The organism is Pseudomonas sp. P1_C12 (assembly GCF_056406435.1).
On record NZ_JBFUAE010000001.1, the window covers coordinates 335,679 to 361,761 of the forward strand.

The 26,083-nt window shown below is 53.5% G+C and carries 27 protein-coding genes and 3 pseudogenes; 14 read left to right on the top strand and 16 right to left on the bottom strand.

Translation table 11 applies throughout. From position 1 onward, the window contains the following. Positions 1 to 10: 10 nt before the first annotated feature. The 7 genes from AC1D19_RS01575 to AC1D19_RS01605 all read right to left on the bottom strand — a co-directional run bounded on the left by AC1D19_RS01575 (position 11) and on the right by AC1D19_RS01605 (position 5,961). Positions 11 to 772, bottom strand: a complete 762-nt coding sequence (locus tag AC1D19_RS01575; RefSeq protein ID WP_477762109.1) for an ABC transporter ATP-binding protein — start codon at positions 770 to 772, stop codon at positions 11 to 13. A gap of 103 nt (positions 773 to 875) precedes the next feature. Then, positions 876 to 1,586 (bottom strand): ABC transporter permease, encoded by a 711-nt coding sequence (locus tag AC1D19_RS01580; protein WP_477762110.1) that lies wholly within the window; start codon positions 1,584 to 1,586, stop codon positions 876 to 878. After that, a complete protein-coding gene (locus tag AC1D19_RS01585) occupies positions 1,583 to 2,311 on the bottom strand; it encodes an ABC transporter permease (RefSeq protein WP_477762111.1) in 729 nt (242 codons plus the stop codon). The genes AC1D19_RS01580 and AC1D19_RS01585 overlap by 4 nt, the downstream gene beginning before the upstream one ends. Before the next feature lie 57 nt (positions 2,312 to 2,368). After that, the gene (locus tag AC1D19_RS01590) at positions 2,369 to 3,151 is read right to left on the bottom strand and encodes a transporter substrate-binding domain-containing protein (RefSeq protein ID WP_477762112.1); all 783 of its coding nucleotides are present in this window, start codon (positions 3,149 to 3,151) and stop codon (positions 2,369 to 2,371) included. Between the two features lie 282 nt (positions 3,152 to 3,433). Further along, positions 3,434 to 3,805 (bottom strand): M81 family metallopeptidase, encoded by a 372-nt coding sequence (locus AC1D19_RS01595; protein WP_477762113.1) that lies wholly within the window; start codon positions 3,803 to 3,805, stop codon positions 3,434 to 3,436. A gap of 275 nt (positions 3,806 to 4,080) precedes the next feature. Further along, a complete protein-coding gene (locus AC1D19_RS01600; protein WP_477762114.1) occupies positions 4,081 to 4,569 on the bottom strand; it encodes a hypothetical protein in 489 nt (162 codons plus the stop codon). A 90-nt stretch (positions 4,570 to 4,659) separates the two neighbouring features. Further along, on the bottom strand, positions 4,660 to 5,961 hold the full coding sequence (locus tag AC1D19_RS01605) for a D-serine ammonia-lyase (protein ID WP_477762115.1): 1,302 nt from the start codon (positions 5,959 to 5,961) through the stop codon (positions 4,660 to 4,662). Positions 5,962 to 5,994: 33 nt separating this feature from the next. Here AC1D19_RS01605 and AC1D19_RS01610 point away from each other — a divergent pair, with 33 nt between their 5' ends. The 12 genes and pseudogenes from AC1D19_RS01610 (at position 5,995) to AC1D19_RS01665 (ending at position 18,600) form a co-directional block, all read left to right on the top strand. Beyond that, a complete protein-coding gene (locus tag AC1D19_RS01610) occupies positions 5,995 to 7,008 on the top strand; it encodes a LysR family transcriptional regulator (protein ID WP_477762116.1) in 1,014 nt (337 codons plus the stop codon). Between the two features lie 309 nt (positions 7,009 to 7,317). Then, positions 7,318 to 8,491, top strand: a pseudogene (ltrA, locus tag AC1D19_RS01615) (group II intron reverse transcriptase/maturase); the annotation flags it as partial. A gap of 312 nt (positions 8,492 to 8,803) precedes the next feature. Beyond that, the gene (locus AC1D19_RS01620; RefSeq protein ID WP_477762117.1) at positions 8,804 to 9,091 is read left to right on the top strand and encodes a transposase; all 288 of its coding nucleotides are present in this window, start codon (positions 8,804 to 8,806) and stop codon (positions 9,089 to 9,091) included. Between the two features lie 507 nt (positions 9,092 to 9,598). Further along, complete coding sequence (locus AC1D19_RS01625) at positions 9,599 to 11,167, top strand: ABC transporter substrate-binding protein (protein ID WP_477762118.1); 1,569 nt, start codon at positions 9,599 to 9,601, stop codon at positions 11,165 to 11,167. 59 nt (positions 11,168 to 11,226) lie between these two features. After that, the gene (locus AC1D19_RS01630) at positions 11,227 to 12,243 is read left to right on the top strand and encodes an ABC transporter permease (RefSeq protein ID WP_477762119.1); all 1,017 of its coding nucleotides are present in this window, start codon (positions 11,227 to 11,229) and stop codon (positions 12,241 to 12,243) included. 1 nt (position 12,244) lies between these two features. Further along, on the top strand, positions 12,245 to 13,141 hold the full coding sequence (gene ddpC, locus AC1D19_RS01635; protein ID WP_477762120.1) for a D,D-dipeptide ABC transporter permease: 897 nt from the start codon (positions 12,245 to 12,247) through the stop codon (positions 13,139 to 13,141). A 2-nt stretch (positions 13,142 to 13,143) separates the two neighbouring features. Next, positions 13,144 to 14,133, top strand: a complete 990-nt coding sequence (locus tag AC1D19_RS01640; protein ID WP_477762121.1) for an ABC transporter ATP-binding protein — start codon at positions 13,144 to 13,146, stop codon at positions 14,131 to 14,133. Beyond that, entirely contained in the window at positions 14,130 to 15,125 is a 996-nt protein-coding gene (locus AC1D19_RS01645; protein ID WP_477762122.1) for an oligopeptide/dipeptide ABC transporter ATP-binding protein, read from the top strand. The genes AC1D19_RS01640 and AC1D19_RS01645 overlap by 4 nt, the downstream gene beginning before the upstream one ends. Before the next feature lie 13 nt (positions 15,126 to 15,138). Continuing rightward, positions 15,139 to 16,245, top strand: coding sequence for a DmpA family aminopeptidase (locus tag AC1D19_RS01650; RefSeq protein ID WP_477762123.1), 1,107 nt, complete (start codon positions 15,139 to 15,141; stop codon positions 16,243 to 16,245). A 223-nt stretch (positions 16,246 to 16,468) separates the two neighbouring features. Next, positions 16,469 to 17,323, top strand: coding sequence for a MurR/RpiR family transcriptional regulator (locus AC1D19_RS01655; RefSeq protein ID WP_477762124.1), 855 nt, complete (start codon positions 16,469 to 16,471; stop codon positions 17,321 to 17,323). Between the two features lie 158 nt (positions 17,324 to 17,481). Further along, a pseudogene (locus AC1D19_RS01660) lies at positions 17,482 to 18,202 on the top strand (AMP-binding protein). Continuing rightward, complete coding sequence (locus AC1D19_RS01665; protein WP_477762125.1) at positions 18,199 to 18,600, top strand: DoxX family protein; 402 nt, start codon at positions 18,199 to 18,201, stop codon at positions 18,598 to 18,600. The pseudogene AC1D19_RS01660 and the gene AC1D19_RS01665 overlap by 4 nt, the downstream one beginning before the upstream one ends. A gap of 142 nt (positions 18,601 to 18,742) precedes the next feature. Here the strand turns inward: AC1D19_RS01665 and AC1D19_RS01670 are convergent. Beyond that, a pseudogene (locus AC1D19_RS01670) lies at positions 18,743 to 19,276 on the bottom strand (FAD-dependent monooxygenase); the annotation flags it as partial. Positions 19,277 to 19,362: 86 nt separating this feature from the next. Here AC1D19_RS01670 and AC1D19_RS01675 point away from each other — a divergent pair. Continuing rightward, positions 19,363 to 20,265, top strand: coding sequence for a LysR family transcriptional regulator (locus tag AC1D19_RS01675; RefSeq protein WP_477762126.1), 903 nt, complete (start codon positions 19,363 to 19,365; stop codon positions 20,263 to 20,265). A 481-nt stretch (positions 20,266 to 20,746) separates the two neighbouring features. Beyond that, entirely contained in the window at positions 20,747 to 20,995 is a 249-nt protein-coding gene (locus AC1D19_RS01680) for a hypothetical protein (RefSeq protein ID WP_477762127.1), read from the top strand. A gap of 53 nt (positions 20,996 to 21,048) precedes the next feature. On the opposite strand, the gene AC1D19_RS01685 is transcribed toward AC1D19_RS01680, so the two are convergent. The 8 genes from AC1D19_RS01685 to AC1D19_RS01720 form a co-directional block, all read right to left on the bottom strand. After that, complete coding sequence (locus AC1D19_RS01685; protein ID WP_477762128.1) at positions 21,049 to 21,357, bottom strand: hypothetical protein; 309 nt, start codon at positions 21,355 to 21,357, stop codon at positions 21,049 to 21,051. A gap of 93 nt (positions 21,358 to 21,450) precedes the next feature. Next, complete coding sequence (locus AC1D19_RS01690) at positions 21,451 to 21,705, bottom strand: hypothetical protein (protein WP_477762129.1); 255 nt, start codon at positions 21,703 to 21,705, stop codon at positions 21,451 to 21,453. A gap of 161 nt (positions 21,706 to 21,866) precedes the next feature. After that, a complete protein-coding gene (locus AC1D19_RS01695) occupies positions 21,867 to 22,304 on the bottom strand; it encodes a hypothetical protein (RefSeq protein ID WP_477762130.1) in 438 nt (145 codons plus the stop codon). A 460-nt stretch (positions 22,305 to 22,764) separates the two neighbouring features. Next, positions 22,765 to 23,166 (bottom strand): hypothetical protein, encoded by a 402-nt coding sequence (locus tag AC1D19_RS01700; protein WP_477762131.1) that lies wholly within the window; start codon positions 23,164 to 23,166, stop codon positions 22,765 to 22,767. Positions 23,167 to 23,181: 15 nt separating this feature from the next. Next, positions 23,182 to 23,532 (bottom strand): nucleotidyltransferase domain-containing protein, encoded by a 351-nt coding sequence (locus tag AC1D19_RS01705; protein ID WP_477762132.1) that lies wholly within the window; start codon positions 23,530 to 23,532, stop codon positions 23,182 to 23,184. A 21-nt stretch (positions 23,533 to 23,553) separates the two neighbouring features. Further along, positions 23,554 to 23,865, bottom strand: coding sequence for an antirestriction protein ArdA (locus tag AC1D19_RS01710; protein ID WP_477762133.1), 312 nt, complete (start codon positions 23,863 to 23,865; stop codon positions 23,554 to 23,556). Between the two features lie 789 nt (positions 23,866 to 24,654). After that, complete coding sequence (locus AC1D19_RS01715) at positions 24,655 to 25,638, bottom strand: DUF2326 domain-containing protein (protein ID WP_477762134.1); 984 nt, start codon at positions 25,636 to 25,638, stop codon at positions 24,655 to 24,657. A gap of 77 nt (positions 25,639 to 25,715) precedes the next feature. Beyond that, positions 25,716 to 26,033, bottom strand: a complete 318-nt coding sequence (locus AC1D19_RS01720; protein WP_477762135.1) for a DMT family transporter — start codon at positions 26,031 to 26,033, stop codon at positions 25,716 to 25,718. Positions 26,034 to 26,083: the final 50 nt, after the last annotated feature.

A 26,083-nucleotide genomic window follows, 5' to 3' on the forward strand; every position in this document is an offset into this window, starting at 1 on the left:
TTAACTCTATTCACTTCAGTCCATTAGACAGAAACTGTTGAAGGCGCTCGCTGCGCGGATTATCCAGAATCTCTGCCCCTCCCTGCTCCTCGACTCGGCCTTGATGCAGAAACAGTAACTGGCTCGACACCTTGCGGGCAAAGCTCATTTCGTGGGTCACCATGATCATGGTCCGGCCTTCTTCGGCCAGGCCCTGAATCACCTTTAGTACTTCGCCCACCAGTTCCGGATCCAGCGCCGACGTCGGTTCGTCGAACAGCAGTACCTCCGGCTCCATCGCTAATGCTCGTGCAATCGCCACTCGCTGTTGCTGACCGCCAGAGAGAAATGCTGGAAACTGCTCCGCAACACGCGCTGGCAGCCCCACCTTGTCCAGATAACGTCGGGCACGATCTTCAGCATCTTTTTTGCTGACACCCAGCACCCGGCGCGGGGCCATCGTGATGTTTTCCAGAACGGTCATGTGGCCCCACAGATTGAAGTGCTGGAAGACCATGGCCAGACGGGTGCGCAGCCTTTGCAACTCAACGGCATCGGCCACCTGCATGCCATGATGTTTTTTGACCATGCGAATCTGCTTGCCGTCCAAGCTCATGGCTCCGTCATTGGGTGTTTCGAGAAAGTTGATGCAGCGCAGGAAGGTGCTTTTGCCTGACCCACTGGCGCCGATCAAGCTGACCACATCACCGGTTTTGGCTTTCAGAGATACGCCCTTGAGTACTTCGTGGTTACCGTAACTCTTGTGCAGTTCTTCAACAGTCAATTTGTACATGTGCGCAATCATCCTCTAAGGGAAAATGTGGCGTCGCTGTGCAGCTGTGACAGCCGGCGACAAAGCCCGAGGCCTAATGAGCGGCCATATGGAGTACCAAGCCCTAATGAGCCGGACCAAGGAAAGCCAACCAACGGCGCTCGGCGATGCGAAATAGTCCGACAAGCGCGAAGGTAACCATCAGGTAAATCAGCGCAGTAATACCGAACGATTGAAAGGTCAGAAAGGTCGCCGAGTTGGCGTCGCGAGCAACTTTCAGAATGTCCGGGACGGTTGCAGTGAAGGCCACAGTGGTCGAATGCAGCATCAAAATTACTTCGTTGCTGTAGTACGGCAACGAGCGGCGTAACGCCGATGGCATTATCACGTAGGCATAGAGCCTCCAACCCGTCAGGCCATAGGCCTTCGCAGCTTCAACTTCGCCATGGGCCATGTTGCGAATTGCTCCGGCGAAAATCTCCGTGGTGTAAGCGCAGGTGTTCAGCGCAAACGCAAGGACGGTGCAGTTCATCGCGTCGCGAAAGAATGCATCGAGCACCGGTTGTGCACGAACTGCAGCCAGGCTGTAGATCCCGGTGTAGCAGATCAGCAACTGGATATAGAGCGGCGTTCCCCGAAACAGGTAGGTGTAGAACTGTACGGGCCAGCGTAGGTAACACTTGGATGAAACCCGGGCAATGGACAACGGGATCGACACCAAAAAGCCGATGAAGATTGAGGCACTGAGCAACCACAAGGTCATGGCCAGCCCCGTGATCTGGTGGCCGTCGCTATAGAGAAAAGGCTTCCAGTAATCTTGCAAGAGTTCGATCATCGTACAGCCTCCCGGGAACCTGCCGCATAACGCCGTTCCAACCAACGCAGGACATAGTTTGAAGTACTGGTAATCACCAAATAAATAAGCGCTGCCAAGACCAGAAAATAGAACAATTGATAGGTGCTTTTACCAGCGTCCTGGGCTGCCTTTACCAAGTCAGCAAGGCCTATGATCGACACCAGTGCAGTGGCTTTGAGGATGACCATCCAGTTATTGCCAATACCCGGTAAAGCAAAACGCATCATTTGCGGGAAGACCACAAAGCGAAAGCGCTGAGTGCGACTTAAACCATAGGCGGTGGCCGCTGCCACCTGTCCACGGGGCACAGCTAGCATCGCCCCGCGAAAGGTCTCAGTGAAATAGGCCCCGTAGATAAACCCCAGCGTGATGATCCCGGCAACAAACGGATTGATCTCTATGTATTCCCAATCCAGTGCCTGCGTGATCCCGGTCAACCAGGTTTGCAGGCTGTAAAAGATCAGTAGCATCAGCACTAGGTCCGGCACCCCGCGAATCAGGGTAGTGTAGAGCTGTGCTGGGATTCGCAGGAGTTTGACACTGGAAAGTTTGGCACTGGCCCCGATAAGACCAAGCAGCACGCTCAACAGCAGCGAGAGTATTGACAACTTGACGGTCATCCAGGCGCCCTCCAGCAACAGAGGACCGAACCCTTTCATGCTGTATGTGGGGAGCCCAAGGGCCTGCAACAGTATTTCGAACATAATTCAGGAACCTATCGCGATAATAAAGCGCCCGCCCCGAGGACGGGCACCGGGGCCTTACTTGCCGCTATAGAGATTCAGATCACCGAAATGTTTTTTCTGGATTAAGTCATAGGTACCGTCATCGTGTAACGCTTGGATGCCCTTATCCAAAAAGGCCTTGAGGTCTTTGTTACCTTTAGAGATACCAATAGCTGTTTTGGCTGGCAGTAACTCGCTGTCAACGGGCTTACTGACTTCATAACCAGTGCCTTGGGGGGAATTCAAAAAACCCAGCTGCGCTTGCAGCATGTCCTGGATCGCCGCATCGAGGCGACCGGAAACCAGGTCGTAATAAGCCTGATCCTGGTTCTGATAGGCCTGAGTTTTGACACCAGCCTTATCTAGAACCGCTTTGGCATAGGCTTCCTGGATACTTCCTTGCAAATAGCCTACGGTCTTACCCTTAAGGGAAGTAACCTCTTCGCTCAGACCAGAATTTTTCTTGAACACGTAAGAGGTTGCGCCGGAGAACAGCTCATTTGAGAAGTCGATGACTTTCTCGCGGGCAGGGGTCACCGTCATGGAGGAGAGAATGCCGTCAAACTTGTTGGCCTTCAGGCCAGGAATCGTGCCGTCGAAATCGCTCTCGACCCATGTGCACTTGACCTTCAATTTGGCACAGATCGCATTCCCCAGATCGATATCAAATCCCGTAAGACTGCCATCTGCGGCTTTAGACTCGAATGGTGCGTAAGAAGCATCAACGCCAAAACGCAGTTCTTTGTACTCCTTGGCCAACGCTACATTCGCGCAAAGAGGAAAAAGTGTAAATACGAAGAGCTTTCGAAGCGAAATCATATGAGAATCCCTAGATGTTGTAGTTTGATTTAAGGGCAGTTAACAATTTGACGGCTTTGACCATGTTTTTTTGGCAACTACTGTTCGGACATAAATCCTCAATAGTCGTACTTTACTGCTACCCGCCGACTGACGGACTACTGACAAACACTTCCCAAACACTTAGCAATAAAAATCCCGCTGCACCTCCATTTTTTTAAACATTCAAGAATTTTACATCCAGTCACGACAGGTATTTCACGGCCTCGTACTGGCTACGGAAATAGTACGCCGATGATCAGCTCAGCCAAATATGGCAAACAGATCAATATCATGAGCAAAACGCTTGCAACAGAGAGCAATTTGCTTGACTGAAAAACCATTTCGTAAAGCCAAACGAAGAAATAGAAACAGGGGATAGGCGGTCTCTATTGTTCCCGAGGGCGTAGCCTCCGCAAGGAACGTGTAGGCAAGCTCTACTCCTGCACGGTTGGCCCCTTCAATGAAGCCTCCCACTTGATGGTTTGCCCCCGAGAACGCATGTGCGATTTCATGTCCTCGATAGTGTTCGAATGCCGCAAGCGTCGTCAGTCCGGCGAATTCTGTAGCATAGGTATTTGTCTCATGGATAAATCCTGCTACTGCCAAACGGATTTTCGAGTCATTGGAAGTCAATGGTGTTACCTCTGTAAAAGATGTGCGCTTAGCGATTGACCTGTTTGGGATCAAAGCTCAATGAGATGAGCGTGCTAACCAAGAGACTACCCGGGATGAACAAGATAGCGGGAGACGAGCTATGGAGTGTGTCGAGAATCCAGCCGATCAAATAAGGACTCACGAACGGAACAGTAAATAATTCCGCACGCACAAACATCCACTTCCATCCTGCGTAACCGCCCACTTGATGGAGATGTCCCATGATCCAGATAGATAACGGACTACCTATAAGGTCAGCAAGCGGGATGACCGTCAGGAAGAAGGCGGTAATCTTTGCCCGATGATGACTGGGAAACCGGTACGTCAGATAGAGGATGACGCCAGGATAAAACCCTGCCTCGACCCAAAAAAAACACAATGTGTATAACTGACAAGGAGCGATGACCATGAGCGCGGAAAGCAATCCGCATGACACCATGATGCGAGCGCATCCACACCCGTACCTCGATCCCACGCATGATGAGGTTGCTCGGCACCTCAAACAGCATATAACCGATGAGAAAAAGCCCAGCGCCCAACCCGTAGGCGGCTTCGCTGAACTGCAAGTCAGTCAGCATATTCAGTTTTGCAATACCAATATTGATGCGGTCCAGGTACGCAACAACATAACAGACCATTAATAATGGAATGAAATGCAACCCTGCGGCATAGGGCATTGGCATTGACTGCTTCGGTAGGGGGTGGTGTGCAACGCTGGAGGCTGCGGCTGTTCTCTGGCTCATGGATAAGGGTCATTGTTTTTATAGTTTTATAAGGTTGATTAGTCGACCCAAAGCCATTTCGGGCGGGCGCTTCTTGCGATCAGTGAATATTCAGCAGGACAGGTCCTTCGCACGAGCCTGGAAGCTCACGTGTTCCTCCGGTGGCACCAACGACCCGCCCGTCGCCCAGATCAAATGCGTCGCGTCACTGATGTCGAGGTTGTTGTCACGCAGATATTTTTGCCCTTCGGATGTATGTTCCAGCCAACTTGGACCACCGATACCCGCTGCAGCGGAGGGCTCGAGCGAAACGTCAAGGGCGTGCTTCGTCTCGAGCAGTTGAGCGTAAAGTTGTTCGTCGCTGATGGTGAACACCCCGGCCAGCTGCGCAGCCATCAAAGGGCTTACGAAGCAAGAGGCTTGCCCGACTGCTAACCCATCGGCTTCTGTGCGATTGTCCAGGCCGATGTCGTAAACCGAAACCGGTTGCTCATTTCCGGCTGCCAATTGAACGAGCATACAAGGCGAAGCGACCGGTTCTGCAAAGAAACAATGCACGTTCGGCCCATACAACGCTTTCAGGCCATAGGTGATGCCCCCAGGAGCCCCCCCCACACCGCAAGGGATGTAGACGAACAAAGGGTGGGCGGCATCAACTGTGCGACCGGCTTCGGCCAATTGCTCGGCCAAATGCCCAGCACAGGCTGCATAGCCGAGGAACAGCAGGCTGGAGCGTTCATCATCAACGAAATGGCAGCGCGGTGTACTCAAGGCTTCCAAGCGCCCAGAGGCGACCGCTTGGGCATAATCGCCTTCGTGCTCAACCACGCGTACGCCGCGATTCCTAAGGCGGTCTTTCTTCCAAAGCTTGGCGTCGGTAGACATGTGAACCACTGCTTCAAACCCGAGGGCTGCGGCGATGACGCCGATGCTCAGCCCCAGATTGCCAGTGCTGCCGACTGCAACCACGTGCTTGGAAAACAATTCTCGAGCGGGCAGCGAGGCAAGAATGCGCCGGTCGCCGAGCTCCCCTAGCAAACCGTGCTCGATAGCGATGGATTCGGCGTGTGTCAGTATTTCATGGATACCACCGCGCGCTTTGATGGACCCTGCAACAGGCAACTCATCGTCACGTTTGATGAACCATTTACCTTGACTACATCCCAGGTTCTTTTGCAACTCGTCCGCAGGCATCAGTCGGGACTCGATCTGCCCGCCAGTGCTCTCAAGCTCGGGAAACAGCATCGCCATCAAAGGTTCGCATTGTTTGAGTCGTACTTGTGCGGAGGTGATCTGATCTGCTGATGGGGCGTCTTCGGGCAGGGGCTGCCCTACATTGGGATTGAGCCACAGAAGTGGTTCTCTCAATTGTAGTTTTTCTAATAAGTCAGTAGGTTTGAGCGCGAAGGTCATTGCGGTTGGCCTTTTTGTTGTAGATTCTGGCTGTTGAGCAAAATACTAGAACCGTTGACGTCGCAAAAACAACGTTATTTTTTAATGACTTCATTAGCCGGGCTAATATCTATGCACCTCTATTCTTCCATCCTTGGTGCGCTGAAATGCTTCGAAATGGCTGGGCGGCAGCTGAGCTTTACCAAGGCCGCTCAAGCGCTCAACCTGACCCAAAGCGCGGTTAGCCAGCAAATTCGTCAACTGGAAGACCGCCTCGGCTATCCGTTGTTCGTGCGTCAGGCACGGGGTATACAGTTGACTAGCAAAGGTCTGGTGCTCTTCGATACCACCTCGAAAGCATTTCTCGATATCGACCAGACGCTTCAGCAACTCAGTCTGTCGAATACACCATTGCAGGTAAGCTGCTTACCGTCACTAGCGTTGCAGTGGTTGTTGCCGCGTTTGACTGAGTTTCATTTCCAGCAACCAGACGTCTCGGTGCGCCTGAAAGCCGAATTTCAGATACTGAACCAACATGCGATGAACATCGACGATATCGATGTGGCCATCCGTTACGACCCGACCCATTACAGCCAAATACAAGCTGACATCATCCTTGATGAGTATCTTATTGCCGTGGCGAGCCCCGAGTACCTTGCACAGCATCCATCCTTCGCAAACGGCGAAAACCTGAATAGCGTCACACTGCTACACGACGCGGCACCGTGGATGGGAGCCCCCGAATTTGTCGAATGGCGCACGTGGTTAGAAGCGGCCCGCCCCGAGTGGATTGAGCAAATGGACGGGCTGCAATTCAATCTTTCCAGTCTTGCCATCACAGCGGCATTAAATCATCAGGGGGTAGCAATGGGCCGTACCGCCCTGATTTACGATGAGCTCAAAAGCAAGCGTCTCGTCAATGTATTCGGGACCTATGTGAAGGCGCCCGCCCGTTATGTGCTGTTGTCCCGTCAGCCGAAAGACCCACGCGTTATGGCTTTTACATCGTGGCTCAAAGCCGAGTGCAAGCGTTTCGATGGGCTAAGGAAGCTACTGCAATCAGCATGACAGGGATCCTTATCGTTCGAATCCCGCCTGTCGAGTGAACCGAGACTAACGGATTGAACTCAGCCTGAAACCGGCTATCGTCACAGTGGATGCCATGGCATCGACAGGTAAAACATCTGCCTTTCCGGACCCGATTTGGCAACGCAGATCCGACAGGCATAAGCAGGAAGGTCGCGCGAATTACCCTGGGAGATCTGCAGGTTTGCCATTGTGCTACCGAGCGTCGAGAGGCGACGGGATGAGCCTGCAGAAGTCAGCCGAGGCCGTAGTAAGTGGCGAGTAACCACGCCACCAAGGGCCGAACAGGTTATGCCGCCAGTAGGCGCCAGAGTCTCGTTGAATACCGAAATGCAGAAATTTCTCCCAGAGAAGACTGTTACCCGAGTCCCGGACAGAATCCGAGGACGACGGCTGACAGCGCACAGGTATCGGCGGTGTCTGTGACGTGGACGAACGCGGAGCCGGACACGCTGATGGCGCGGGTGCTTGCACCGGCCAACCTCAAGCGTGCGTATCAGCGCGTGGTCAGCACAAGGGTGCGCCGGGTGCCGATGGCCGGACGGTCGACGAATTGGCGGGCTACGTGAAACAGTATTGGCCGACCCTCAAGGCTCGGTTGCTGGCCGGCGAGTATCACCCGCAAGGTGTACGTGCCGTCGAAATCCCCAAGCCCAAAGGCGGGACAAGACAGCTGGGCATTCCCAGCGTCGTGGATCGCCTGATCCAACAGGCGCTGCTGCAACAGCTCACGCCGATCTTTGATCCGCTGTTCTCGGATTACAGCTACGGTTTTCGTCCGGGCAGAAGCGCCCACCAAGCCATCGAAACAGCCCGTGCCCATGTGGCGGCGGGTCACCGCTGGTGCGTGGAACTCGATCTGGAGAAGTTCTTCGATCGGGTCAACCACGATGTATTGATGGCCTATGTGCAGCGTCAAGTTGAAGACAAACGGGTGCTCAGGCTCATTCGCCGTTATCTCGAGGCAGGCGTGATGTCGGGCGGGATCGCCAGCCGACGGCAGGAAGGGACGCCGCAAGGCGGCCCGCTCTCGCCGTTGCTGTCGAACATCCTGCTCAACGAACTCGACCAAGAGCTGACACGGCGCGGCCATCGTTTCGTGCGTTATGCCGATGACGCGAACATTTGTGTGCGTAGTCAGCGGGCTGGCGAACGAGTGATGGCAAGCGTCGAGCGGTTCTTGAGGCAGCGTCTGAAACTGACGCTGAATCGGGAAAAGAGCCGCGTGGCACGGCCTTGGGTCTGTGACTATCTAGGTTACGGGATGAGCTGGCATCAACAACCGAGGTTAAGAGTAGCGACGATGAGTCTGGGTCGCTTACGCGACCGACTCAGAGACCTGCTGCGCGGAGCGCGGGGCCACAAGATGGCGAACGTCATCGAGCGGATTAACCCCGTACTGCGCGGCTGGGCTGGCTACTTCAAACTCAGTCAGAGCAAGCGACCCCTTGAAGAACTGGACGGCTGTCCAATCGGGTGATTTGCGAAGTGCAGCGATCAAACCAAACAAATTGTTGAATGGCTGTCCTGGCTTTACCCCTCGTAGTAAATCCGAGGCATTGAAAACCACCACTGTATCTGACAGGCCACAACGATAGACCGACCAAGCTTTCTAACGGCAAGCACCGGAAGTCGTACCCCATCGCGAAACCGGTGTGATTCTTGGCGTAATGAGCCCAAAGGGGCAAGGAATCCACGCGCTCAGTGAGCGAGCAGATTTTGTAAGAGTTTTGGAGCTGTCTGTTCATTCAGTGACGATCTTGGCGAGATGCCCTGCGTGACTATCCTTTATCCAAAGCCCTTCAAAGCCCAAGTCGTCCAGGAATGCCTGCAACCGGGCGCCTTTGTTGCCAGTGTCTCGATGAGTCACGGCATCAACGCCAACGTCGTGCGAAAATGGTTGCCGCTTTACCGCGATCAACAGCTCACGGACTTGCCCGCTTTCTTGCCGGTGAAGCTGGAACAAAACATTCAGAACGAAAGTCCGTCAGCATCGAGTTTCCGCATCTACTTGTCGCTCATTGCTCGCAAAGTGGGCACGATAAGACCCATTTCGTCCAGTTGAAATATCAAATCTTCCGTCGTACGCGAACACCTATTAGTCGGCGATCCCAAACAGAGAAAAGTGTTCGTTGCCCCTAAGTGACTGACTCTCCCCACCTCCCCTGCCCTAGTCGCACGGAACACCGTTTCGTGCCGCCGCTGTCGGATTGAGCCGTTGGTTTGAGCCGTTGGTTTGAAGCTCTTACCGCAGCAATTCGCGGCTTACGAAGCATCAAAAATCCTCACGAGCGGCGCTTGTAGATGTTTTTTATTGATGTTAGATTGATTACATCGAAGATCGAAATGTAACAATAATGGTAATTCGATAATCTTCAGGAGCACTGCCAATGAACACCTACGGATAACCAGTTTTGCGTTCGACCTGAGGCCCACCCAGCCTTCAGGGCTTCAAAAATAAAAAAAGACAAGCATCAGAAGCGTTTTTTCTGACGATGACTTGTGTCCCTCAGTGTGCGTTTGCACCACTGCCGTTATCTGATTTTCATTCGGAATAACGAGGAAACTTGCGATGACTCGTATGCATCTTGGCAGCTCCTGCTCTACTCCCAAATTTCGCATTCACCTGGCCTTTCTGTGTTTTGGCTTGCTACTTCAACCGACTGTCTTCGCCAGCAATGCGACTGATACTTTGGTCATCGGCAAAACCGTGGATCCATTGACTATTGACCCAGCTGTCACATTTGATACTAATGATTGGACGATTACCTATCCAGCCTATCAAAAGCTGATGCGTTATCAAGAGAAAGACGGCAAGGGCCTGACCAGCATTGAGGGTGACCTCGCACAAAGCTGGACCACAAGCGCAGATGGATTGATTTGGGAGTTCAAGCTAAAACCCGGCAATAAGTTCGACGACGGTGCTGCAGTCGACGCTGACGCGGTGAAGTTCTCGTTCGACCGCCTGATGAGACTCAAACGCGGTCCTTCGGGAGCTTTTCCCGACGATATGCAGGTCAATGTGGTTGACCCGATGACCGTACGTTTCACTTTGAGCAAACCCTACGCACCATTCGTCTTTACGTTGGCTACCAACGGTGCGGGCATCGTCAATCCCAACATATCAAGCAAGGGAGATGCTGATGCTTATCTCTCAAACCACACCGCTGGATCCGGTCCGTTTCGCCTGGCTGAATGGAAAAAAGGACAAAGTTTGACCATGCTGCCGAACAGCCATTTCGCAGGGCCAAAGCCCGTATTGAACAAGGTGGTGATCAGAATCATCGGCGAAAGCTCGGTACGTCGCCTACAACTTGAACATGACGACCTCGACATTGTTGAGAACATGCCGGAAGACCAGCTCGATGGAATGCAAGGCAAGCCCGGAGTAACGGTTTTTCGCGCACTGTCTCAACAAGTGTCCTATCTGTACCTGAACAACGGAATAGCACCGTTAAGCAACCCGGATGTGCGCCGTGCAATCGTCAGTGCGATCGATTATGAGGGCATCGTCAGTGGCATTCTTAAAAACAAGTCCCAGCGTCTGACCCAACCTATACCGACGGGTATGTGGGGCAACGATCCAAGCATCATCGCGGTAACCCAGGATTTAATCTCGGCTAAAGCCGCATTGGCCAAGAGCGGGCAATCCGTCAAAACGCTGACCTTCATGTACTCCGACAAGGATCCAACCTGGGAGACGATTGGCCTGACAATACAAGCCAATCTGGCCGAATTGGGCATCAACTTACGCTTGGAAAAACTGGCCAATGCACCCATGCGTGAGCGGCTCGACAAAGGCGACTTCGACATTTCCATCGGCTATTGGACCCCGGATTTCTCCGATCCTTTCATGTATATGAATTACTGGTTCGACTCCAGTAAAAATGGCTTGGCCGGCAACCGCTCCTTCTATCACAACGCAAAAGTCGATGAACTGATCCGCAAGTCTGCATCGCTCAGCGATGTGGAGGAACGCACGCGCCTGTATCAGCAAGCACAAAAAATCGTTATCGACGAGGCAGCCTACGCCTATTTGTACCAGAAGAATTATTCAATGGCGATGCGCGACTCAGTCAAGGGGTTCGTGTTCAACCCAATGCTTGAGCAGGTGTTCAACATCGGCAGCATCAGTAAGTAACTCTGCGTTTCCGGGAGCGCTGCGCTCCCCACCTACGACTATATTTTTATGAGGTCCACATGGGCTTTCTTACGTTGCTGCGCAAACGCCTGACAGGTTTGCTGTTGGTGTTAATCGGCGTCTCGTTGATAACTTTTTGCATCTCACATTTGATACCGGGAGATCCGGCAAGACTGATTGCCGGCGATCGGGCCAGCGAAGCCGTCATAGAAAGCATCCGACATCAACTCGGTCTGGATTTACCCATCTACGAACAGTACGGCCGCTATATGCTTGAGCTATTCAGCGGGGATCTCGGCACCTCAATCCGTACCGGTCGACCGGTGTTAGAGGATTTGCAAGTTTATTTCCCAGCGACTCTGGAACTGGCCCTGACCGCACTGCTGTTGTCGATCCTGATCGGCATTCCTTTAGGAGTATTGTCCGCTGTTTATCGTAATCGCTGGATCGATCAAGTGGCGCGGGCAATCTCCATCATTGGGATTTCGACGCCGACCTTTTGGCTTGCTCTCGGTCTAATCATGCTCTTCTACGGGCATCTCGGCTGGTTGCCCAGTGGTAGCCGAATTGACCCCGAATTCACGCCACCGCCGACCATAAGCGGCTTCTACCTTATTGATTCCTTGCTCGCAGGTGACTGGGCGCTGTTTGCCAATACCTGGCTGCATCTTCTATTGCCCGCAATAACGCTGGCATTGGTAAACCTTGGCGTTATTGCGCGGCAGATCCGTTCGGCAATGCTCGAACAACTCGACGAAGACTATATCCGCACCGCGCGTGCTTATGGGTTATCACGGCGAACAGTCATTCTTCGCCACGCCTTGCCTAATGCCATGATCCCAACAGTAACGGTCATCGGCCTAACTTTAGGCGACCTTTTATATGGTGCCGTACTGACTGAAACAGTATTTGCATGGCCGGGAATGGGTGCCTACGTGGTCGATGCGATTCAGGCCTTGGACTTTCCCGCAGTCATGGGCTTCGCGATTTTAGTGTCACTGGTCTATGTGCTAGTCAATCTACTCGTCGACGTGCTGTACGGCTTGATCGACCCACGTATCCGCGAGGTAAGCTGAGATGTCCGTAATCCCCACGTTTCTTATCTACCTACAATCCGGCCGGCAACGCCACAACGAACGTCTGAAGTACACCTTGCATCGGCTGCGGCAAAACCCGTTGGCTATGATCGGCCTGAGCATCGCATTATTGGTACTGTTCTGCGTGCTGTTTGCGCCATGGCTGGCGCCATTCAATCCGAATGCCATGAGTTTGGCTGAACGCCTGCAAGCGCCTTCCCTGAAGCATTGGTTTGGCACCGATGAGATCGGACGTGACCTGCTCAGCCGCGTGCTTTATGGCAGCCGACAATCCGTTGGAGTCGGTCTTTTCGTGGCCTTTGTTGCCGGAATCTCTGGTGCCCTGCTTGGCTGCATGTCCGGACTTGTCGGCGGCAAGTTCGACAGCATGATCATGCGCCTGATGGATATTTTGCTTTCGGTACCTTCGCTGGTATTGATCATGGCAATGACCGCTGCACTCGGCGCGAGCCTGTTCAATGCAATGCTTGCAATAACCCTCGTACGTATCCCGTTTTACGTGCGACTGGCACGTGGCCAGGCGCTGTCCATTCGAGAAATGGCTTATGTCAAAGCCGCTCGCACTTTCGGCGCTGGGCACATGCATATCATCAGCTGGCATGTGCTGCGCAACGCCATGGGGCCGTTGACCGTGCAAATCACTCTGGATATCGGCAGCGCCATTTTGATGGCCTCGGCCCTCGGTTTTATCGGACTGGGGGCTCAACAACCAGATGCCGAATGGGGCGCGATGGTTGCCAATGGTCGCAAGTACATTCTCGATCAGTGGTGGTATTCGACCTTTCCCGGTGTGGCGATTCTGATTACTGCCGCCGGTTTTAACCTGCTCGGTGACGGCATTCGCGATCTGCTCGATCCTCGGCAACAGGGTAAATGATCATGAGCGACCAAACTGTATTAAGCATCGACGATCTGAGTATCGAATTCCCGGCCTATAAAGGCAATGTTAAGGCCCTTAACGGCGTCAGCCTTCATGTAAATCCCGGCGAGATCGTCGGTGTGGTTGGTGAATCCGGCTCAGGTAAGTCGGTTACTGCCATGCTCAGCATGCGCTTATTGGTTCCTGGCAGCTATCGAGTCCGATCCGGCAGTTTGACGATGCTTGGCAGGGACATGCTAGTCGCCAACGAACAGGAGCTGCTGAAAATTCGCGGTCGCGATGTGGCCATGATTTTTCAAGAGCCAATGACCGCTCTGAATCCAACGCGGCGCATTGGCAAGCAGATGCTCGACGTGATCCGTCACCATCAATCGACTGACACCACGACAGCCAAAGCCAAGGCACTGGCCCTATTGCGCGATATGCACATTGCCGATGCCGAGCAAGTAATGCAGCGTTATCCCTTCGAGCTATCGGGTGGCATGCGCCAGCGCATCATGATTGCGCTGGCATTCTCCTGCGACCCCAAACTATTGATTGCGGACGAACCCACCACCGCACTCGACGTGACCGTACAGCGCCAAGTACTACTGCTATTGCGAGAAAAAGCTCGTCAGCGCGGTACGGCAATCTTGCTGATCACCCATGATATGGCGGTGGTATCGCAATTCTGCGACAGGGTATATGTGATGTACGCCGGCGCCGTAGTCGAACAAGGGCCTACCGCCGAGCTCATGGCGGCTCCACGACATCCTTACACCGCCGCGCTATTGCGTGCCTTGCCTGACCAGGCCCAGCCGAAAACACCTCTGCACACAATTCCTGGCCAGGTTCCCAACCTTTCGAACCCGATAGTGGGCTGTAGCTTCCGGGAACGCTGCGGGTATGCCAGCACTGTATGCGCAGAACGTCCATCTCTACAGGTACAGGTCGCGGGTGAAAAGCGCAGTACTGCTTGCTGGGTAGACACTCTGGAGATCATGGCATGAACCAGCCCGCAACCGCTGACGAGATCGTACTGAAACTCAACGATGTGCGAGTTCATTTCCCTGTTGACCATAATTGGCTGGGACGACCCACAGCCACCGTACATGCGCTCAACGGTCTCGACCTCGAATTACGCGCAGGCGAAACGCTCGGCATCGTTGGTGAATCCGGGTGCGGGAAAAGTACCTTGGCGCAATTACTGATGGGCCTGCAACACCCAACTCAAGGCAAGTTGCAATGGCGAACCCGGGAAGACCAGCGTAGTAACGTCCAGATTGTTTTCCAGGACCCTCAAGCGTCGCTCGATCCGCGTTTGCCGGTATGGCGAATTATCACCGAGCCTCTGTATGTACAGCGCCCCGCGCCGCGCGAAGAAATGCTTCGTAAGGCCCGAGCTGTTGCGTTGCAAGTCGGTATTCGCCCCGAATACCTCGACCGTTACCCACACCAGTTTTCCGGTGGCCAGCGCCAACGAATCGCGATTGCGCGAGCTTTGGTCAGTGATCCCGACGTTATCGTACTGGATGAGCCGACATCCGCACTCGATATCTCCGTACAGGCGCAAATCCTCAATCTTCTCGGCGAGCTGCAACGTAACCGGCAACTGACCTACGTGCTGATCTCGCACAACGTTTCAGTCGTTCGTCATATGAGCGATCGGGTAGCGGTGATGTATCTGGGCCAAATCGTCGAATTGGGCGACACATCCCAAGTTCTCGCACATCCACGACACCCCTACACAAGATTGTTACTGGATGCCATCCCCCGATTGGGAGGAGCCATGGATGCAGGCACCAGTGCGGAAGCAACCGACCTGCCCGGCAATCGTCGATTGCCCCAGGGTTGTTTCTTTTACGACCGCTGCCCGGACCGCACCGAGGGATGTGAGCACCCGCAAATTTTAGCGGCCAGTGATGATCGCCAGGTACGTTGCCATTTACAGACATGCGGGCATGAGAACGCCGCTGACCCAATTATTAAGTCCATTATCTAACCCGAGGAATATCATGCGCGCAAGAGATCTAGGCATCCGTATTGGAAATCTGAAACCCGGTCAACTGAACGCGATAACCGACGTCATCGGTGTCCGTGTCGGTCACCACACGCTCACTGCGGAAGTCGCAGGGAAAGACGTTCGTACCGGTGTCACCGTCATTGAACCGAGGTCCGGGAACGCACGGTTTGAGCCATGCTTCGCCGGGTGTCATGTACTTAATGGTAACGGTGACGCAACTGGACTGGAATGGGTGCGCGAAGCTGGATTATTGACCACGCCTATTGCTTATACAAATACCCACAGTGTTGGCGTGGTACGCGATGCACTAGTAGCAGCCGAGCGAGGATACGCCGCACAGGACAGATACTGGTGCATGCCCGTCGTGTTGGAAACTTTCGACGGCTTGCTCAATGACATCTGGGGTCAGCATGTGACCGCAGAACATTTGAAACTTGCCCAGTCAGCGGCAAGTTCCGGGCCAGTACAGGAAGGATCGATAGGTGGTGGCACAGGGATGATTTGTCACGAATTCAAGGGTGGTATAGGCAGTGCATCCAGAGTGCTTGACGTTGAACAGGGTGGCTGGACTGTCGGCGCGTTGGTACAGGCTAACTATGGCAAAAGACCGTCACTGCGTATCGCCGGTTATCCGGTGAACAAGCATCTTGAAGACCTGCATTCGCCGTTCGACCAAGGCGCCAATGCAGGCGACGCCGGTATGGGATCAATTGTCGTCACCATCGCTACTGACGCACCATTATTGCCGCATCAATGTACCCGCCTCGCTCAACGCGCAAGCATTGGCCTGGCTCGAGTAGGCGGTGGAACCGAGGATTCGAGCGGAGATATTTTCATTGCGTTCTCCGTAGGTAACAGTACTTTGCCAGTGGTGCGTTATGGCCATATCGGTAAACCCACCACGACAGTAGATATGGTTAACAATGACCATATCTCCAACCTGTTCACGGCGGCAGCTGATGCGGTGGAAGAGGCAATCATCAACGCGATGCTGGCCGCAACCGACGTCGAAGGCAATGGCAGCTGCGCCATCGCATTACCCCATGATCGACTGCTGTCCGCCCTGCGCGAATCGGGTTGGCAGCCATCGTTTTCCTGAGCCACTCAACGCGCTGATCACTCCTTTAGTGACCAGCGCATCGTACTGCAGAACAAGGTCATCATCTGGCTTGGCCAATTCTGAACCTTGAGCTCGGCGACTGGAGGCGTGTACTCAAAATCTTGAACACACGCTTTCATCGTGTTGTAGCTCTAAATCGATGATGTTAGCTTGATAACATCATCGATTGGATTGGCATTCAAACAGTGCAGGACGACTTATTTTGAGCAAACATACAACCGGGCTATTGGCCCAATTGGAAGAACGCTTCACCACACTGACACCAACTGGAAAACGCATAGCTAATTATCTGCTGGCCAATCCGGAGCATCTACCCTTCGCCACGGCGGACAGCATAGCTCAGCAGGCCGGGACCACGGGTGTGACAGTTGGACGCTTTCTGCGCTCACTTGGATATCGCAACTTCGAAGATGTTAAAGCCAGCCTACGCGGAGGGTCGACCTGGCTGATGACCGACCGACTCGGTGCATTCCGCCATCACAACGATCATGGCGACGGACTGGATCGCTCTTTAGCCAGTGAGCTTGAAGCCATCAAGCACGTCTATGCATTGGCCCGTACCCCTGTGTTCGCCACCATCGTTGAACATCTGGCCGAAGCCGAAGTCGTTTTCATTGTCGGTTTGCAATTAACGCGTGGCATTGCCACCGTACTCTCAAGTCACCTGGAGTTTATCCGACCCAAGGTTTTTTTTGTCGATGGACTCTCTGGGACTTTTGCTGAATCTCTGAATTCAGGTTTCGACCGTCCTTACGTTTTGTTCGCTGATACGCGAGCTTACTCGTCGACTACCCGAAAATATTGCGAACAGGCCAAGGAACTAGGTATTCCAATGGCTTTAATCACTGACTACCACTGCACTTGGGCACGTGACTACACTGTCGATCTACTGCAGGTCAAAATGGATGTAGGTCAGTTCTGGGATTCACTTTCTCCGTTAGCCTGTCTATTCAATCTCATGGTCTCTGGAGTGGTCGAGCGAAACAGCGAGCATCTCGAGTCCCGCTTGAAAAACAACAAACATCTGCAGCAAGTCTTCGGGCAATTCGAGTTGTAGGGCAGGTAAGGTCCCCTGATTCGGGGCAACGACGCCGGGGTCGAGACCCTCCTCATCGTCGCCAGTGCCCTGCCGACACTGGCAGCGATACTGGACGCACATCGATCAGAACAGTCATCGCGGTTCAGCCCGGCGACACCCTGGGCGAGCCGGCGGCCGTGCACGAGATCGACATCCAGGCATTGCCTGACCTGCCGTTGACTCGCTTCGTCGATGCCTTGCGCGAGGGCGGCACGCTGGCGTTTACACCGGTCGAGCTGACGGGCGATGACTTGCTCTTCCTGCAATACACCGGCGGCACCACCGGCCCCTCAAAAGGTGCCGCCCTGTCGCACCGCAACCTGATCGCCAACATCCTGCAGGCGCGCGCGTTTCTCCCTGACATGTTCGACACGGTCGGTGACAACGTCGTGGTCACGGCGCTGCCGCTGTTCCACGTGTTCGCGCTGACGATCAATCTGCTTTTCGGCCGGGGCCGAGAATTGGCTGATCGCCGATGCGCGCAACAGTGATGATCTGGTCGACACGCTGATCAAGGCCCGGCCGACGCTGCTGACGGGGGTCAATACCCTGTACGGCGCGCTGGTGCGCCATCCGCGCATCGGCGAGGTGGATTTCTCGCGCCTGCGCCTGGCCATTGGCGGTGGCGCCGCGGTGCTGCCGGCTACCTCGACGCAGTGGAAGACCATCACCGGCCAGGAAATCCTCGAAGGCTACGGCCTCTCCGAGACCTCGGCCATCCTGTGCCTGAACGTCATGGGCCGCAGTAATTTCTCGGCAGCAGTGGGTTTGCCTTTGCCTTCGACCGACATCGTGCTGCTCAAGGACGATGACCCACACGCTGTCACTCTCCATGTAAACAAAGGAACCGCACCATGATCGACTCACGCACCGCTCCGTATGCCGCACTGGTTATGCGCCTCGCCCTCGGCATCATGTTTATCGCTCACGGATTGACCAAAGTGCTTGTGTTCACCCCGGCAGGCACTGCAGGCTTTTTTGAATCCATCGGCTTTCCGGGCTTTCTGGCTTACCCAGTCATGGCCTTTGAAGTCGTCGGCGGTTTGATGCTGGTACTGGGTGTCTACTCGCGCTGGGTGGCCGCTCTGGCGGTGGTTCAACTGTTCATTGCCGCGACTGTCCACTTCGGCAATGGCTGGAGCTTCACCAACGCTAATGGTGGCTGGGAATATCCTGTCTACCTGGCGGCGACAACACTGGTCGTCGCGTTGCTGGGTGACGGCGCCTTGGCGACAAAAGCATCCAGCAAAGCGTAAGTCACTGCTGGCTCAAAGTCTGCCGACGTTCTGGGGGCTCCAGCGCGCCGGCAGTTCGCGTTCTTGATTCACCAGATCTTTATGGTACTCACAAACGAAGAGAGCTGCGGAAGGCTCCCTCCGTACATGTCGGTTCAATTCGTCAGGCGAGCGCTCGCCAACCCAACTGGGCGCGAGCCTCTTGAAGGTCGGACTGCATATCGTGATTCCACAGCCAGTCGAAACGCTCGGCGAGGGTTTTGCTCAGCAACTGTTCGTCATCGGCCACAGCTGGATCACGCAGTTCATAAAGCTCCCCGGCTTCCCAGGATGTGCGCTGCACACGGCAGGCACGGGGACGACGGATTGCGTCGTAAGCCGCGAGCACCGCTTGTGGCTGGCTATCCAGAACCTGCAGATCGGCCAGCAATCGCGCCAGAAGCCAAGCGTCTTCCAACCCCTGACCTGCGCCAGCGCCCTGGTGCGGCAACATGGCATGCGCAGCATCGCCGATCAGCCCTACGCGACCGTGCACGTAGCCTGGCAACTCATCGAGTTCATGCAGAGCCCAAAGGGTGGGTGCCGGAATGCATTCGAGCAGCACCCGTGCAGCGTCTCCCCAATGATTGAAGGCGGAGAGCATTTCTTCCTGGCTGGCATTGCGCACCCATGGAGAATTGCTTGGCCAGGTTGGATCTTGCAGCGGCGATTTCAGAGCGGTGCAGACCCAACGATGGGCAAAGATTCATAGCCCTTATGAGCGCGCAATCTGCACGAGGCGTTATGGAATTACGTGAGCTGGATCTCAATCTACTTCTGGTGTTTAACCAACTGCTCATTGACCGCAGGGTATCAACGGCGGCGGATAGCCTTGAGTTGACCCAGCCCGCTGTCAGCAACGCGTTAAAGCGATTGCGTGTCGCTTTGAACGACGAGCTTTTCGTTCGCACTTATCAAGGAATGGAGCCCACGCCCTATGCCCGGCAGTTGGCTGAGCCGGTTGCACTGGCCATTCAGACCTTACGTGATGCACTGAGCCGACAGGACACGTTTGACCCGCTCAACTGCAATCGCAGGTTTACGATGGCGATGACCGACATTGGTGAAATCTACTTCATGCCGCGGCTGATGGACGCTCTGGCTGAACGCGCTCCGGGTTGCTCGATCAGTACACTACGCAACACCTCCAATACCTTGGCTGAAGGGTTGCAGAACGGTGCGATTGATCTCGCCGTTGGATTACTGCCGCACCTGCAAGCTGGATTTTTTCAGCAGCGCCTGTTTCACCATCGCTACGTCTGCATATGCCGTAAGGACCACCCGGCTACCAGGGAGCCGTTAACGCTTGAGCGTTTTTGCAGCTATGACCACGTTCGCGTTGTAGCGGCGAACACGGGTCACGGCGAAGTAGATACGTTTCTGGCGCGGGCCGGCATCGAGCGCAACATACGCCTCGAGGTTCCCCATTTCGTCGCAGTCGGCCACATCCTTCAACGCACCGACTTGATGGCAACAGTGCCTGAACGATTCGCCAGCAGTTGCAAACAACCCTTTGGGCTCGCGGTTCTACCGACGCCGGTGGTACTGCCTAACATCGAAATAAATTTGTTCTGGCATGCACGCTATAACAAGGACCCAGCCAATCGTTGGCTTCGCCAGCTGATGTTCGAGCTATTTTCTGATTGAGGCGTGCCCTCAGTCCCAGTAACTTCTCAGTCTGCGCCAGGCAGGCGCGGTACTAATTCCAGGAAAAAGCCTTCTATAGATAGTTGAGGGCTCCTCATGAACATAAATCTGTGAACAAATGCACCTCTATTTGACCGTTGAGCCCACGGTGCTAGAGGCTTTGGACGACTCATGGACGTTCAACATCGCCCATAAGTTAAAAGCCCGCCTTGGCTCTACCGCCGTCGTCGAAGACGAATGGAAGACGTAGCTTTTGGTCGAGCGCAGTCATGGTCGGTGGTATCCCCTGAGCTGATTACTCGGTCGATAGATAACACCTTCGGCGCAGCCCTGTCGCCGTTTTTGGCGGCTGCATTTCCATCGGCCATCCTGCGATGAAGGTGCCTGCCTGGTCATGAGCATCGCTTATCGATTACCGGCAGTAGCCACAGCGAGTGCCTCCCAACATACTGTTCATATGTACAGCTAACAGGTTGCAATCATGACCCGCGAATTACCGTCCTTCGAGACGGTCACGAAAACGGAACTGCGTACCCTCTGGAAGCAGCACGCCGACCCCGACATACACCGCCTGATCCTTGAGGTCGTCCGCTATCGCGAGGTGATAAAGGAAATCGATGAGCTTTACAAAAGCACCCATCAAGCGTGGCGCGATCAGGTCGGCGGCAATCTAGTTGCCCTCCACATGCTGTTGCAGATAATGACCATCGAACGTCAACGACTGCCCTGAGTGGTGCGCAGCGCAAAGTTGTGGCCCGCATGTGCTGGCACTACAGTCGTGGTTTACCTGTTGACGCCCATATCGGGCATATCGACCGGGCAACCGGCCCGATACTCCTTCAACCCGCAAAGAGCGCGGTGGACTGCCGCAGGATCGCACTCATCACGAATTATCAACGTCATAGCTTCAATAAAGACTTGAGCCTTGCGCTGTTCGAAAGTCATTTTCCGAAACTCGCCATAACACGCGAACGAGGAACGCTGGTACGGAGTACCCAATCGCTGTTTATCCGGCCATGGCACAAGTGCAACGCTGGCGGTTCCCGGCGTCCAACAAAGCATGACCTCAGTTGCATCAAATACTTTTGGCATCTTGATTCCCGATCAGACTGGACGCAAAACCACGCCCTGGTACTGCATTTCTGCCGAAGCCCGAAGGACGGGGCAGTGGTGTGGCTTTTCCTGTTACCTGTCCCATTTTTTTGCGAGCAGTTCATTTTCATATTCAGGAGCTAGGTCGGATTGGTCTACTTCATGGCAGCGCCTAACAATCTCAACACAATCAGGACAAGTAACCTGCCCCAATCCTTCTTCAATGCCTTTGATTTCTGGGTGAAGCTCACGGGAGCACAGCGCGAACAACTCAGTATCCGTCGCATGCGTTCTCACCCAAGCAATCCCAGCTGTGTTGACTACCCGCTCTACAAGTATGATTGCCATTTTTTTTCTATCCAGCGGTAGTGTCTTAGTGAGTCTTGTCGCCCTGGCTGGCAGCAGCTACCAAGCCCATTGGCGCGGTAGGCTTTTTCCTATGCGCCGCCGCTGTCGCGGTAGCCGCCGATCCACCATGCCCGCAGTGGCGCGATTCACTGGCCTCAATTTCAATCGGGTTGGAATGTGGCTGAATCAGCTATTACTGAAAATACATAACCTGTTTGCTCAACTATCTCACTTTCAGATAATTCAGAATTTTCATCCTGTACAGATTTGATATAACTCTTAAAATCCAGATCACTAGTGCCTTCTACCTCATAGGCAGCGGCCCCATCATATATTTTCGGCAATACCTTCTCTATCTCACTTGAGTCGATGGTATTTTTTAGTATAGACATAACCTCACATAGTCCAGGCTCTGATTTATCACTTGCCTTATTCATACAATGAGCTTCTGTAATCATTGTAGACAGCTGCATGCTCGCCTTAGAGACGGAGATGGCAAGCTGCGGATTTTGCAATGAAAGAGCAATGGTTGGTCCAATAGTTTGTGAAGCATGTGCTCCGACGCTAATTAAGAATGCAAAACCAAGAATCGCTCTCATAAAATACTTCCTGTATTGAAATGGATAGTAGCTGTTTCACTTTCAGGTATAGCAGATAATGGTCATTTTGATTTGAATCACCCACTTTTCACTGTTGTTCATTGTGCGTTTTCCGTGATCAGTTCTGTGGTTGTGTGAGGTTGCGCGTTATAGCTCTAGCGATCACGTTCACCGGTAGCTTGCCTCTGTTGTCGCTGGTGTTCTCCAACCCAAGCATCGAGCACCCGACAGATGCCGCGTCGTCGTTTAGCTGCTGCTCACTCACAGAACCTGGTTCGTCACGCACGATTCTGAAACCGTGCTGACGTAGCTTGCGGATGGTTACGGCAATATCTTCCGCCGCCTCATTAATGCACCGAATATCCATGGCAACCCTCTCAGTGTTGTGGACGCAAACCACGTCCTGGTACTGCCAAAGCCCGCACTTGGGCGGGCTGAAATTACAGCGGCTTTTCCTCGATCACTTCGGCTCGGAGGTCAGGTTTTTGATTTGCACATCGGCAAGCCTGGAAAGCACGTCAGCAGCGCGCTCCTGGTTGCGTTGTTTGAATTTGATCGCGTCGACTCGCGCCTTACGCACTTGGTCCAACAGCACGAATATTTCGGCTTCCGGATCAGCCTCACTGGCAGAAACCGTTTCGAGCGCGGTTTGCAGTTCATCCAATTGGTCAAGGGTGAAATCCAAGCTATAGCGGGGTTCAATCATGGGTCGATTACCCTCAACTGAATTCCCGTCACCGCCCTTGGGGTAAAGCCGCTCCAGCTCTGCTTTATCCTGAGTGACGGTTTGTACACGCGGCGGAAACGTCTTGTGCATCTGCGCGGCGGCCTGGGCGAATACGTCTTGCTCGTTGTCTTTCATGGCGAGTTTCCGTGATCAGTTTGTCCGGGGGCTCGAAGCGGTATTATCAGCATCAAAAGCCACGATATTTCCATCTTGAAGCCCCGCGTGAACGCATGGCGTTTCATCTGCGCCTCCGTACCAATTAAGATCGATGATTACAGGGACAACTCCGGCAATAGATTTTTTGAGTTGCTGAGCTTCACTGATCCAGGTAGCCAATAAACTCTCATCACCCGGCAAGGTGAACAGTTCAACAGCAACATCAAGATCGCTGTTTGGCTGATGCGTGCCGCGAACCCGGCTGCCGAAGAGATACGCCTTCCGAATAAGCGGCTGGGTGCTGGCCCATTTCGCGACGGCAGCTGTCATAGCCTCGATATCCATGATTAATTTTCCCTCAACTGGTCATTCTTCAAATTCGGTGTACTTGCGTGGCTCCGGTGGGGTATCGCCGTTGTATCCGTCAACCTCATCGTCACGCGGCAGAACGTACAGCTTCTGGAATTTGATCAGGTCGGTAATGGTCGCGTAGCTGCCTACCGTCATGCCGTGAATCGCGTACTCCTCCGCGTCCCCGACCGGCGATTGCTCCAGCATCGCGTTTACCTGATCCTGAATATCTGACGCGTCCAATGTAGCGTCGATCCATACGCCGTGAAGGTATCCGCTGTTATAGGCGGCCAGATCAGCAACGTAAATTCTGGGTTCGGTGGTCATGGTCTTGGCTCCTTTCAGGGCTTCGGGTGCTGTGCGTGAGGTCGCACATGCACCCCTGCCCGTCCGCGAGACCGGGGAGGTAACGCAAGGGCTCGATGAAGGGAGGGGGATCACCCGGCCTGCACAAACCCATGCTTTTTATGGGTGCGGAAGGCCGGGGACACCCTTCATCGGGGCGAAGCTTTACCCTTGCGTTGCGCCAGGGGCAGCGCCCCTTGAGCCTCTTTTCGTTCTTGCGAAAGGGATCGTCACCGGATGGCCGGGACAAGGCTTTCCATTGGCCCGGTGCGCATTAAGCGCATAGAGCCCGGTCTGCCGGAGCAGCCGTCAGATTCGCCCATATTTTTCCTGGTTCTGATCTCGTTACCAGAGCGTTCATTTTTCTTTCTTCCTATCGGCACACCTCCCGCCCTTTGGTTTGAGCTGTAGCACTGCTCGTCTCCTCCAGCAGCAAGTCATGAATGACTCCTTCTCTCACGTTACGGCCCAGTTGGGGTGCTGCGTGGCCGACGCCTGTGCTGGCACAGCGTCACAAGGCCGCGAAGGGTGGCCGAAGACGTAGGAGACTTGAAATGAAACTGATGACGATCTTTGAACTGGCCACAAAATCTGAAAGCGAACTGCGTGTGCAACCGGGAGGTCTTCAATGTCGCAGTACGCGGTGACCGGGAAAGCCTGGAGCATCAGAATGCCCTGGCCTCGCTGGAAAATATCCACCGCGCGATGATCTCAAGGGCGTTGCGCCCTTGATGCTCCTGAAGTACTACGCCCTAGCGAACAGCATATCCCCTAATGGGAGAGCTCTTGATAGCTGGCTTTCAAAAACTTCGCAGTCTTTGTAAAGGCAGCGCGCTTCAACTTCTCCATATTCAACCGAAGACGCGAATGTATGTCTGCATCATATATTTTGTCGCTATTTAGCGTCAGAATGTATTGCTTTCCTGCCAAAGTTTTTTCGTTATCGCCGATATAGTTAAGGCTCTTTATGAGAGTGTCATAGTCAACATCAAAAATATTGTCGTGAACCAATAGTCCAGGGTGACGTTTTGCCGTTTCAGTGTTCGTCAATAGACCGATATCGTATAGGAATACCTTTTCGCGCTCATTGCTGTGGCTACCATCATCATAAATACGGAGCTCAAATTTAACGATTTCTTTTTTCTTCGAGACTTCTACTTCGAAGGAACTGAGACGGTTTCCAGCAACCACCTCATGTATATCGAGTATAGTTTGCTCAAGAGAATCTATTATGTCGGATGAGTTGGACACAAAGCTGTCGAGCAGAAAGATAAGCCCATCCCTCTCGTTAGTTTTTTCTTTTTTCTCGCGCTCGTAATCTGTGTGCTTCTTAATAAAAGCGGAAAGAGAGGCGTGATCCTCTACCTTCTTTTGGTATGTCGCAATAGTCTGACGAAGATTTTTCAAAGCGCCTTTTTGATCGATGAGCGAAAGTTTTTCTTTGTATAGCCGATCGAGACGGGTGATATTCGCGTCAATTTCCTTCAGGCTATCCCCAAGCTCTTTGCGCCGCCCATCAATAAGGGTCTTCTGGAAGTTATCAATCTTCTTCTTGAATGCAGTTACTTCTTCTATTTGCTTTTTAATTAGGTCGCCGAGGCCTGCCTTGAACTGGTTGTAGAGCTCAGCAACCTCCTGTTCATCAATATAGTTATCGCCACGGAAAAGCTTGATTTTTGAAAGCTCAGTTTTGATGACAGGGCGCCAAGAGATGCGGGAACATCGCTCTAGCCCATGAGGGTTAAGCCCGCACAATTCCCCCCCCGTTAGAGCGCCTCCTTTCGACGACTGATCCGACTCTGAAAATTAAATGGAGCCTGGCCAAGAAAAATTTAAGCTGACGCGAGCTTCATCATCACAAGCCCACTGATGATCAAAATAGCTGCAACCACACGCATAAGACTAGCCGGCTCGCCCAGGAGAATGATACCTACTGCAAACGCTCCAACAGCCCCAATGCCAGTCCATATCGTATAGGCAGTACCGAGAGGTAGGCTTTTCATAGAAAATGACAGGAGCGCAAAACTTGCCATTACCATTACCAAGGTAACAATAGTTGGTCCAAGCTTGGTCATACCTTCAGATTGTTTCATCGAAAAAGCCCAAACAACTTCAAGTATCCCTGCAAATATTAAACATATCCAAGCCATGACAAGCCTCCATTGAAAGATCCGTCGCCATTCAGACGAACAAAACCTAC

Excerpts from the sequence above, each read along its gene's own strand:
- AC1D19_RS01580 (WP_477762110.1), bottom strand. The coding sequence starts at position 1,586 with ATGATCGAACTCTTGCAAGATTACTGGAAGCCTTTTCTCTATAGCGAC.
- AC1D19_RS01665 (WP_477762125.1), top strand. The coding sequence starts at position 18,199 with ATGATCGACTCACGCACCGCTCCGTATGCCGCACTGGTTATGCGCCTC.
- AC1D19_RS01705 (WP_477762132.1), bottom strand. The coding sequence starts at position 23,532 with ATGGATATCGAGGCTATGACAGCTGCCGTCGCGAAATGGGCCAGCACC.
- AC1D19_RS01600 (WP_477762114.1), bottom strand. The coding sequence starts at position 4,569 with ATGAGCCAGAGAACAGCCGCAGCCTCCAGCGTTGCACACCACCCCCTA.
- AC1D19_RS01625 (WP_477762118.1), top strand. The coding sequence starts at position 9,599 with ATGACTCGTATGCATCTTGGCAGCTCCTGCTCTACTCCCAAATTTCGC.
- AC1D19_RS01685 (WP_477762128.1), bottom strand. The coding sequence starts at position 21,357 with ATGCCAAAAGTATTTGATGCAACTGAGGTCATGCTTTGTTGGACGCCG.
- AC1D19_RS01640 (WP_477762121.1), top strand. The coding sequence starts at position 13,144 with ATGAGCGACCAAACTGTATTAAGCATCGACGATCTGAGTATCGAATTC.
- AC1D19_RS01695 (WP_477762130.1), bottom strand. The coding sequence starts at position 22,304 with ATGAGAGCGATTCTTGGTTTTGCATTCTTAATTAGCGTCGGAGCACAT.
- AC1D19_RS01700 (WP_477762131.1), bottom strand. The coding sequence starts at position 23,166 with ATGAAAGACAACGAGCAAGACGTATTCGCCCAGGCCGCCGCGCAGATG.
- AC1D19_RS01645 (WP_477762122.1), top strand. The coding sequence starts at position 14,130 with ATGAACCAGCCCGCAACCGCTGACGAGATCGTACTGAAACTCAACGAT.
- AC1D19_RS01590 (WP_477762112.1), bottom strand. The coding sequence starts at position 3,151 with ATGATTTCGCTTCGAAAGCTCTTCGTATTTACACTTTTTCCTCTTTGC.
- ddpC (WP_477762120.1), top strand. The coding sequence starts at position 12,245 with ATGTCCGTAATCCCCACGTTTCTTATCTACCTACAATCCGGCCGGCAA.
- AC1D19_RS01630 (WP_477762119.1), top strand. The coding sequence starts at position 11,227 with ATGGGCTTTCTTACGTTGCTGCGCAAACGCCTGACAGGTTTGCTGTTG.
- AC1D19_RS01720 (WP_477762135.1), bottom strand. The coding sequence starts at position 26,033 with ATGGCTTGGATATGTTTAATATTTGCAGGGATACTTGAAGTTGTTTGG.
- AC1D19_RS01585 (WP_477762111.1), bottom strand. The coding sequence starts at position 2,311 with ATGTTCGAAATACTGTTGCAGGCCCTTGGGCTCCCCACATACAGCATG.
- AC1D19_RS01575 (WP_477762109.1), bottom strand. The coding sequence starts at position 772 with ATGTACAAATTGACTGTTGAAGAACTGCACAAGAGTTACGGTAACCAC.
- AC1D19_RS01605 (WP_477762115.1), bottom strand. The coding sequence starts at position 5,961 with ATGACCTTCGCGCTCAAACCTACTGACTTATTAGAAAAACTACAATTG.
- AC1D19_RS01680 (WP_477762127.1), top strand. The coding sequence starts at position 20,747 with ATGACCCGCGAATTACCGTCCTTCGAGACGGTCACGAAAACGGAACTG.
- AC1D19_RS01675 (WP_477762126.1), top strand. The coding sequence starts at position 19,363 with ATGGAATTACGTGAGCTGGATCTCAATCTACTTCTGGTGTTTAACCAA.
- AC1D19_RS01650 (WP_477762123.1), top strand. The coding sequence starts at position 15,139 with ATGCGCGCAAGAGATCTAGGCATCCGTATTGGAAATCTGAAACCCGGT.
- AC1D19_RS01710 (WP_477762133.1), bottom strand. The coding sequence starts at position 23,865 with ATGACCACCGAACCCAGAATTTACGTTGCTGATCTGGCCGCCTATAAC.
- AC1D19_RS01690 (WP_477762129.1), bottom strand. The coding sequence starts at position 21,705 with ATGGCAATCATACTTGTAGAGCGGGTAGTCAACACAGCTGGGATTGCT.